This window comes from Methylobacterium sp. WL116 (assembly GCF_008039455.1).
Taxonomy (GTDB): domain Bacteria; phylum Pseudomonadota; class Alphaproteobacteria; order Rhizobiales; family Beijerinckiaceae; genus Methylobacterium.
In genome coordinates this window covers 1-7008 of record NZ_VRUV01000234.1, presented here as the reverse complement: position 1 = coordinate 7008, position 7008 = coordinate 1, and the positions used below count along the sequence as shown (strand labels likewise).

Here is a 7008-nt window from a genome sequence, read left to right as displayed (position 1 = left end):
GAGCAGGCCTGCAAGGCCGCCATCGCGGCGGCGGTCGCGACCCATCCGCTCGGCAGCGTGCTCGACGAGCGCCGCGACACGCCCGAAGCGCACGACGACGCGCAGTTCTTCGACCAGAGCCATTACCGGCACCCGATCGCCCGGGCGCTCACCGATGCCGTCGCCGCCGCGATCGTCCGCCTCCGCGGTCCGTCGGCAATCCACGATTGAGCAAACCAATCTCCGTCGCACGCGCGCGACCGTGGCACCTTTGCCGCATCAATTGGCGCAGCGTGTGCAAGCACCGCAGCTTGAACGCGGGTGCGTTGTAGCAGCAATCCACCTCGACTATACGGCAGGCAATTATCGCCGCGGACCGGCCGTACGGGACTATGGAAGGGCGACGAATGGCGAAGGTGACGCTGGAGGACGGCTACGTTCCGTCCGACGACGAGCCCTTCATGAACGAGCGTCAGCGCGAGTATTTTCGGCGCAAGCTGCTCGGCTGGAAGAGCGACATCCTGCGCGAGGCGCAGGACACCCTGGTTGCGCTGCAGAGCGAGAACGAGAACCACCCCGACCTCGCCGACCGCGCCTCGTCGGAGACCGACCGGGCGATCGAGCTGCGGGCCCGCGACCGGCAGCGCAAGCTCACCGGCAAGATCGATGCGGCCTTGGCGCGGATCGAGGACCGCTCCTACGGCTATTGCGAGGAGACCGGCGAGCCGATCTCGCTGCGCCGGCTCGATGCCCGGCCGATCGCGACCCTGTCGCTGGAGGCGCAGGAGCGCCACGAGCGCCGCGAGCGCGTCTACCGCGACGACTGAATTCTCTCGCGGTGCAGCATGCGGTTTTTCAGTAACCGGACGGTCTCGACTGTGCCGTAGCCCGGAAAATCGCAAGCTGAGCCGCGGGAACCCCCGGGCTTGACCGTGCTTTACCCGATCACATCATCGGAGGCACGTCCATGGACAACGATGTTCTGATTCCGGTCCTCGCCATCGGAACGATCGTGGTCGCGACGGTGATCGCGGTCTGGCAGCGGACGCGCGTCGCGAAGATCAAGCACGATCCCACCCGCTCGGCGGTGATCTCGGGGCACGGCGAGGCGCCGCGCCCCAACCGGCCCGGCACCGAGCACACCTGATCGGAGCGTTCGGCCCTGGTCAGAACGGCAGCAGGATGTCGACGATCTGCTGGCCGTAACGCGGCTGCTGCACGTCGGTGATCTGGCCGCGTCCGCCATAGGCGATGCGCGCCTGGGCGATCTTGGTCGATTCGATGGTGTTGTCCGACTCGATGTCCTCCGGGCGGACCACGCCGGCCACGATCAGCTCGCGCACCTCGAAGTTGATCCGGATCTCCTGCTTGCCCTCGACCACCAGGTTCCCGTTGGGCAGGACCTGCGTCACGATCGCGGCGACGTTGGTCGACACGGTCTCGTTGCGCTGGACCGAGCCGACGCCGTCGTTCGAGGAGCTCGACGTGGCGGCGAGCAGCTTGTCGGGCGACACGCCGGCGGCGAGCACGGCGGCGTTCTTCTCCAGGCCGCCGGCATTCGGCAAGCCGAAATTCTCGGTGTTGCTGCGCGAGCGCTTGGTCTCGTTCGAGATGTTGGCCTGATCCGTGACGTTGACCTTCACCGTGACGAGGTCGCCGATCCGCGCGGCGCGCTGGTCCTTGAAGAAGGCGCGCGAGCCGGTGCGCCAGAGCGAGTTCGGCGCATACGAGACCGGCTGCACGTCGGGCATCGGCAGGCGGACCGGCTTGTAGCCGGCCTGCGCCGTCGGATCCTCGATCGCCGACAGGTTGGGCTGCGCGCCGACCTGGGACAGGCGGTCCATGGTGTTGCAGGCGCCTAGCCCGGCGCAGGCGACCAGCGCCGCGGCGAGGGGCATGGCGCGGCGCGGGGAGCGCGAAGGATGACGCATCGGATCGTCTCTGCCTGATCTTGATGGGTGCGGTCAGCGAAGCGTGGTTGGCGGCTCGGCGCTCGCCTGCCGCTGCGGCGGGGCCGGGCCGACCGAGACGCGGCCCGGGCCGATCACGATCGCCTGGAGAACCTTCTTCGAGGCGATGTTGACGACGTTGACCGTCGCGCCCAGCCGTCCGGCATCGGTGGCCTGGCCGCGCATCGCCAAGCTGATGCCGGGGGATTCGTAGACGATGGTCACCGCCTCGCCGCGGGCGACGAGTTCCGGCGGGGCGGTATCGCCGGTGCGGAGGATCGCGCCCTGGCTCAGCGTGCGCTGCGCGACCTCGCCGACCAGCGTCGCGCCCGAGGCCAGCGCGTTCGGCGGCGAGCCCTCCCGCGGGCGGCGCTCGATCGTCAGGTCGGCGGCGGTGACCGGCTCGCCGCGGTTGAGGGTGCGGTTGACGATGGCGACGTCGCGCATCTCGATCACCACGCCGGAGACCCGCAGCGAGGCCTGGCGCTCGCCGAGCGTCATCAACCCGCCGACGCGGCGCGAGCGCGGATCGTAGTTGAGATCGAGGGCGACGACCTGGCCGTCGAGATCGACCGGCGCCAGCAGCATCGGCCCGTCCCCGTCGAGGCGCACGCTCACCGATTTCGCGTCGACCCCGTAAGCGGTCTCGAGCGCACGGCGCAGCGCCGCCTCGATCTCCTGGGCTCCGACCCGGCGCGCGGCACGCTGCACCGCGACCTGGAGCCGGCCGCCCGTCTCGACGGCGCCGAGGTTGAGGGCCGCGACCGCCTCGAGGATGCGGCGGGCCTGAATCGTGCCGGTGGCGCCGAGCGCGGGCGCCCGGAACAGCGGGCGCTTGGCCGCCGAGCTCGGTGCGCCTTCGACGAGATCCTCGAGGGTGAGCACGTCGCCGCGCGCGGTGACGTCGCCGCGCAGGCGCATCGCCTCGTCGGCGAACGCCGGCAGCGTGTAGGCGCCGAGAACGGCCAGCGCGAGGAAAGCGAAAGCCGCGCGCAGCAGCACCGCGACGCCGAGCGGGGCGGTGCGCAGGCCGGCGGAACGCGTGATCGGCCGCAGCTCGGCCTCCTGGCGCGGTTCGTCGTAGGCGGGGGAATGGAACATGACCGTCGGGCTCCGGGCGGCGCTAGCTGCGGAACATCTGCGAGGTGGTGGAGAGCATCTGGTCGGCGGCGGTGACGACCTTCGAGTTCATCTCGTAGGCGCGCTGCGCGGCGATCAGCGACGAGATCTCGGTGACGGCGTTCACGTTCGCCTCTTCCAGGTACGATTGCTGGAGGTTGCCGAAGCCCTCGCCGCCGGGCAGCCCGCTGACCGCCGGACCCGAGGCCGCGGTCTCGATAAACAGGTTGTCGCCGATCGATTCGAGGCCGGTCTTGTTGACGAAGCGGGCAAGCTGGAACTGGCCGAGCGATTGCGGTGCGGTCTGCCCGGGCAGCGTCGCCTGCACCGCGCCGGTGGCGCTGATGGTGACGGCGGTGGCGGTGTTCGGCACGGTGATGCCGGGATCGACGAGGTAGCCGTCCCGGGTGACGAGCTGCCCCTGCGCCGACAGGTCGAAGGAGCCGTCGCGGCTGTAGGCGGTGCGCCCGTCCGGCATCGTCACGCGGAAGAAGCCCTCGCCGCGGATCGCGACGTCGTAATCCTTCTCCGTCGAGGTCAGCGTGCCCTGCGACATGATGCGGGCGGTCGAGACGGTCTTCACGCCCGATCCGATGGCGAGGCCGGCCGGAAGCTGCGTGTTCTGGTCCGAGGTCGAGGCGCCGGCGCGGCGCAGGTTCTGGTAGAGCAGATCCTGGAAATGCGGCTGCTGGCGCTTGTAGCCGGTGGTGCGAAGGTTGGCGATGTTGTTCGAGATGACCTGGACGTTGAGTTCCTGGGCCGCCATGCCGGTGGCGGCGGCGTAGAGCGCGCGCATCGTCTAGCTCCCGCTCAGGCGACGTCGGCGAGGCGGCGGATCGCCGTGCCCCGCAGATCGTCGAGCCGCGTGATCACGCTGGAGACCATGGCGTAGGTCCGGTTCACGTCCATCAGCCGGGTCATCTCGAGCACCGGGCGCACGTTGGACTTCTCCAGCGCACCCGATTCGAGGCGCCCGCTGATCCCCGCGGGCTGCGGCTGCGCGCTCGATTCGTAGAGGTTGGCGCCGGCATTGGTCAGGGTCTGCGGGTTGGCGAAGGTCACGAGCCGCACCTTCCCGCGCACGCCGAGATTGGTGGAGACCGTGCCGTCGGGGCCGATCGAGAAACCGGTCTCCTGCGGGTTGACGGTGATCGGGCCGCCCTCGCCCTGCACCGCGTAGCCGTCGCTGGTGACGAGGGTGCCCTGCGCGTTCACCTCGAAGGCGCCGTTGCGGGTGAAGCGCACGCCCTGCGGCGTCTGCACCGAGAAGAACGCCTCGCCCTGGATCGCCACGTGGGTCGGGTTGCCGTCGGGCTCGATCGCGCCCTGCCCGAGGTCGAGCGCGGTGCCCTGGTCGATCACGTAGGAGAGGCGGCGATCCGAGCCGGCGAAGGTGTCCGCGCTCGCCGTCGGCATCAGGTATTCCTGGAAGCGCGTCGAACGGCCCTTGAAGCCTGTGGTTGAGACGTTGGCCATGTTGTTGGCGATGACGTCGAGCTCGCGCTGAAGCGCCATTTGGCTCGACACGCCGACGAGGAGGGCATTCTGCATCGTGGACTCGATCCGTCGTGCCGCGGTGGCGGCGAGGGGATATCCGCATCCCTCGTGCCAGAGTGCGAAAAACGCTTTTCGTGTTTCAAGTCAACGGCTTGGCGGGGCGATCGCAAGTCGGCCGAAACGACGGGATCGGTCCGGCGGCAAAGCCGACCCGGCAGATTGTGCCGGCTTAACGGCGCGTTAACCCTGCCGGCCGATACCGGAGCCTCGAAGGGGCCCGCACCCGATAGGCGTGGGCCCGGATGCTCACCCGACGGATCGCGGACCACCGCTCATGGCCAAGAAGCCCAAGAAAGCGGATGCCGCCGAGGGTGCCGGCGGCGAGGCCGCAGCCCCGAAGAGCAAGAAGAAGCTCATCATCATCGTCGCGGCCGCCGTGCTCCTCCTCGGCGGGGGAGGGGGCGCGTTCATGCTGAAGAAGCGTGCCGCCGCCGAGGCCGAGGCCGAGCACGCCGCCGAGGTCGCGGAGGTGAAGAAGCCGTCCATCTTCCTCGACGTCCGAGAGATGGTGATGAACCTCAGCCCTGAGGCCGGCGTCGAAAAGGCCAAGTTCGCCAAGGTCCGCATCGCCCTCGAGCTCAAGGACGCGAAGGTCGAGAGCGAGGTGAAGCCGCTGATGCCGCGGGTCGAGGACGCGCTGCAGATCTACATGCGCGACCTGCGCGGCAGCGACCTCTCCGGATCGCTCGGCCTGTATCGCCTCCGCGAGGAGCTGCTGAAGCGGGTCAACGTCGCGGTCTATCCCGCCCGCGTCGAGGCGGTGCTCTTCAAGGACGTGATCGTCCAGTAGCGACCGGCCGCAAACCCGAGCCCGACCGCGCCCCTCTGCAACCGAGCCCCTCATGGAACCCGACGACCCGAACGTGGAGGACGACTGGTCGGCAGCCCTGATCGAGCAGGGCGCCGAAGGCGGGGACGCGTCGCTCGCCGACGAATGGGGCGCCGCGCTCGCGGAGCAGGGCACCACCCGCAACGCCAGCGACGTCGCCGCCGAGTGGGCGACGATGATCGAGGACGGGGAGAGCGACAACCTTCCCGAGCTCGCCGGCAACGACCGCATCCTCAGCCAGGACGAGATCGACGACGTCGTCGGCTTCTCGCTGCGCGAGCTGTCGGCCTCGGGCGCCGGCGGCGTCCGCGCCATCGTCGATTCGGGCGTCGTCCAGTACGAACGCCTGCCGATGCTGGAGATCGTCTTCGACCGGATGATCCGGTTGCTGTCGACCTCGCTGCGCAACTTCTTCCAGGACAACGTCGAGGTCACCCTCGACAACATCACCTCGGTCCGCTTCGGCGACTACCTCAACGCCATCCCGCTGCCGACCCTGCTCGGGGTGTTCAAGGCCGACGCCTGGGAGAATTCCGGGCTGGTCACGGTCGAGTCGAACCTCGCCTACTCGACGCTCGACCTGCTGCTCGGGGGCAAGCGCGGCGGCTCGTCGAGCCGCCTCGACGGGCGTCCCTTCACCACCATCGAGATGCAGCTGGTCCGGCGCCTGGTCGAGATCATCCTCGGCGACCTCGAGCTGTCGTTCCAGCCGCTGTCGCCGGTGCGGTTCGCGATCGACCGGATCGAGACCAACCCGCGCTTCGCCACCATCACCCGGCCGGCCAACGCGGCGATCCTGATCTCGCTCCGCCTCGACATGGACGGGCGCGGCGGCCTGCTGCAGATCCTGTTCCCCTACGCCACCATCGAGCCGATCCGTGAACTGCTCATGCAGAGCTTCATGGGCGAGAAGCTCGGCCGCGACCACGTCTGGGAAGGGCACCTCGCCACCGAGATCTGGCAGGCGGACATGACGATGGAGGCGGTGCTCCACGAGATGACGCTGCCGCTGAAGCGCGTCATGGCGCTGAAGGTCGGCGACACGCTGATGTTCGACGCCAAGCCGAGCGACCTCATCACGGTCCGCTGCGGCGAGTGGGCGCTGACGCAGGGGCGGATCGGGCGCGTCGACGACAGCATCGCCGTGCAGGTGACGCGGCCGCTGCGGCGCTCGCGCACCACGCTCCAGGCCTACGAGGCCTCGATGAACAACCGAAGCGACACCTGAGCGATGGATTTTCGGTCATGAGCCTCCTCGTCACGCTCGCCGCAGACGGCCTCGTCGCCGTCTTGCTCGTCGCCACCATCGTGTCGTCGATCAAGCTGTCGCGCCGCATCGCGCAGCTGAAGGGCGACGAGGCCGCCCTGCGCCAGACCATCGGCGACCTGATGGTCGCCACCTCGACCGCCGAGCGCGCCATCGCCGGCCTGCGCAGCACGCTGGACGAGTGCGACCGCACGCTGGCGGAACGCCTCGGCACCGCCGAGCGCTACGCCGCCGACATCGCCGCGCAGGTCGAGGCCGGCGAGGGCGTGATCGCGCGCATCGGGGCGATCGTCACGCAGATGCGCGGC

Annotated in this window: 9 protein-coding genes and 1 pseudogene; 6 read left to right on the top strand and 4 right to left on the bottom strand. The window is 69.4% G+C overall.

Annotation, left to right across the window (positions count from 1 at the left end):
- From FV223_RS30510 to FV223_RS16505, 3 genes and pseudogenes are all read left to right on the top strand, one after another.
- A pseudogene (locus FV223_RS30510) lies at positions 1-210 on the top strand (hypothetical protein); the annotation flags it as partial.
- Between the two features lie 176 nt (positions 211-386).
- A complete protein-coding gene (gene dksA, locus FV223_RS16510; RefSeq protein ID WP_147728054.1) occupies positions 387-806 on the top strand; it encodes an RNA polymerase-binding protein DksA in 420 nt (139 codons plus the stop codon).
- Between the two features lie 140 nt (positions 807-946).
- Positions 947-1126 carry a hypothetical protein gene (locus tag FV223_RS16505; RefSeq protein WP_147728053.1) on the top strand — a complete coding sequence of 60 codons (180 nt, stop codon included), beginning with the start codon at positions 947-949 and terminating at the stop codon, positions 1124-1126.
- Between the two features lie 19 nt (positions 1127-1145).
- On the opposite strand, the gene flgH is transcribed toward FV223_RS16505, so the two are convergent.
- The 4 genes from flgH to flgF form a co-directional block, all read right to left on the bottom strand.
- On the bottom strand, positions 1146-1877 hold the full coding sequence (gene flgH / locus FV223_RS16500; RefSeq protein WP_147728055.1) for a flagellar basal body L-ring protein FlgH: 732 nt from the start codon (positions 1875-1877) through the stop codon (positions 1146-1148).
- Positions 1878-1943: 66 nt separating this feature from the next.
- A complete protein-coding gene (flgA, locus tag FV223_RS16495) occupies positions 1944-3029 on the bottom strand; it encodes a flagellar basal body P-ring formation chaperone FlgA (RefSeq protein ID WP_147728052.1) in 1086 nt (361 codons plus the stop codon).
- A 22-nt stretch (positions 3030-3051) separates the two neighbouring features.
- Positions 3052-3843: a flagellar basal-body rod protein FlgG gene (gene flgG / locus FV223_RS16490; RefSeq protein ID WP_147728051.1), complete on the bottom strand. Its 792-nt coding sequence runs from the start codon at positions 3841-3843 to the stop codon at positions 3052-3054.
- Positions 3844-3857: 14 nt separating this feature from the next.
- Positions 3858-4598: a flagellar basal-body rod protein FlgF gene (flgF, locus tag FV223_RS16485; RefSeq protein WP_147728050.1), complete on the bottom strand. Its 741-nt coding sequence runs from the start codon at positions 4596-4598 to the stop codon at positions 3858-3860.
- A 280-nt stretch (positions 4599-4878) separates the two neighbouring features.
- On the opposite strand from flgF, the gene fliL reads away from it, so the two are divergent.
- The 3 genes from fliL to FV223_RS16470 form a co-directional block, all read left to right on the top strand.
- Positions 4879-5394, top strand: coding sequence for a flagellar basal body-associated protein FliL (fliL, locus tag FV223_RS16480; RefSeq protein ID WP_147728049.1), 516 nt, complete (start codon positions 4879-4881; stop codon positions 5392-5394).
- 52 nt (positions 5395-5446) lie between these two features.
- A complete protein-coding gene (gene fliM, locus FV223_RS16475) occupies positions 5447-6661 on the top strand; it encodes a flagellar motor switch protein FliM (RefSeq protein ID WP_147728048.1) in 1215 nt (404 codons plus the stop codon).
- A gap of 17 nt (positions 6662-6678) precedes the next feature.
- On the top strand, positions 6679-7008 hold a 330-nt coding region (locus FV223_RS16470; RefSeq protein ID WP_246689702.1), incomplete at its 3' end, for a DUF6468 domain-containing protein.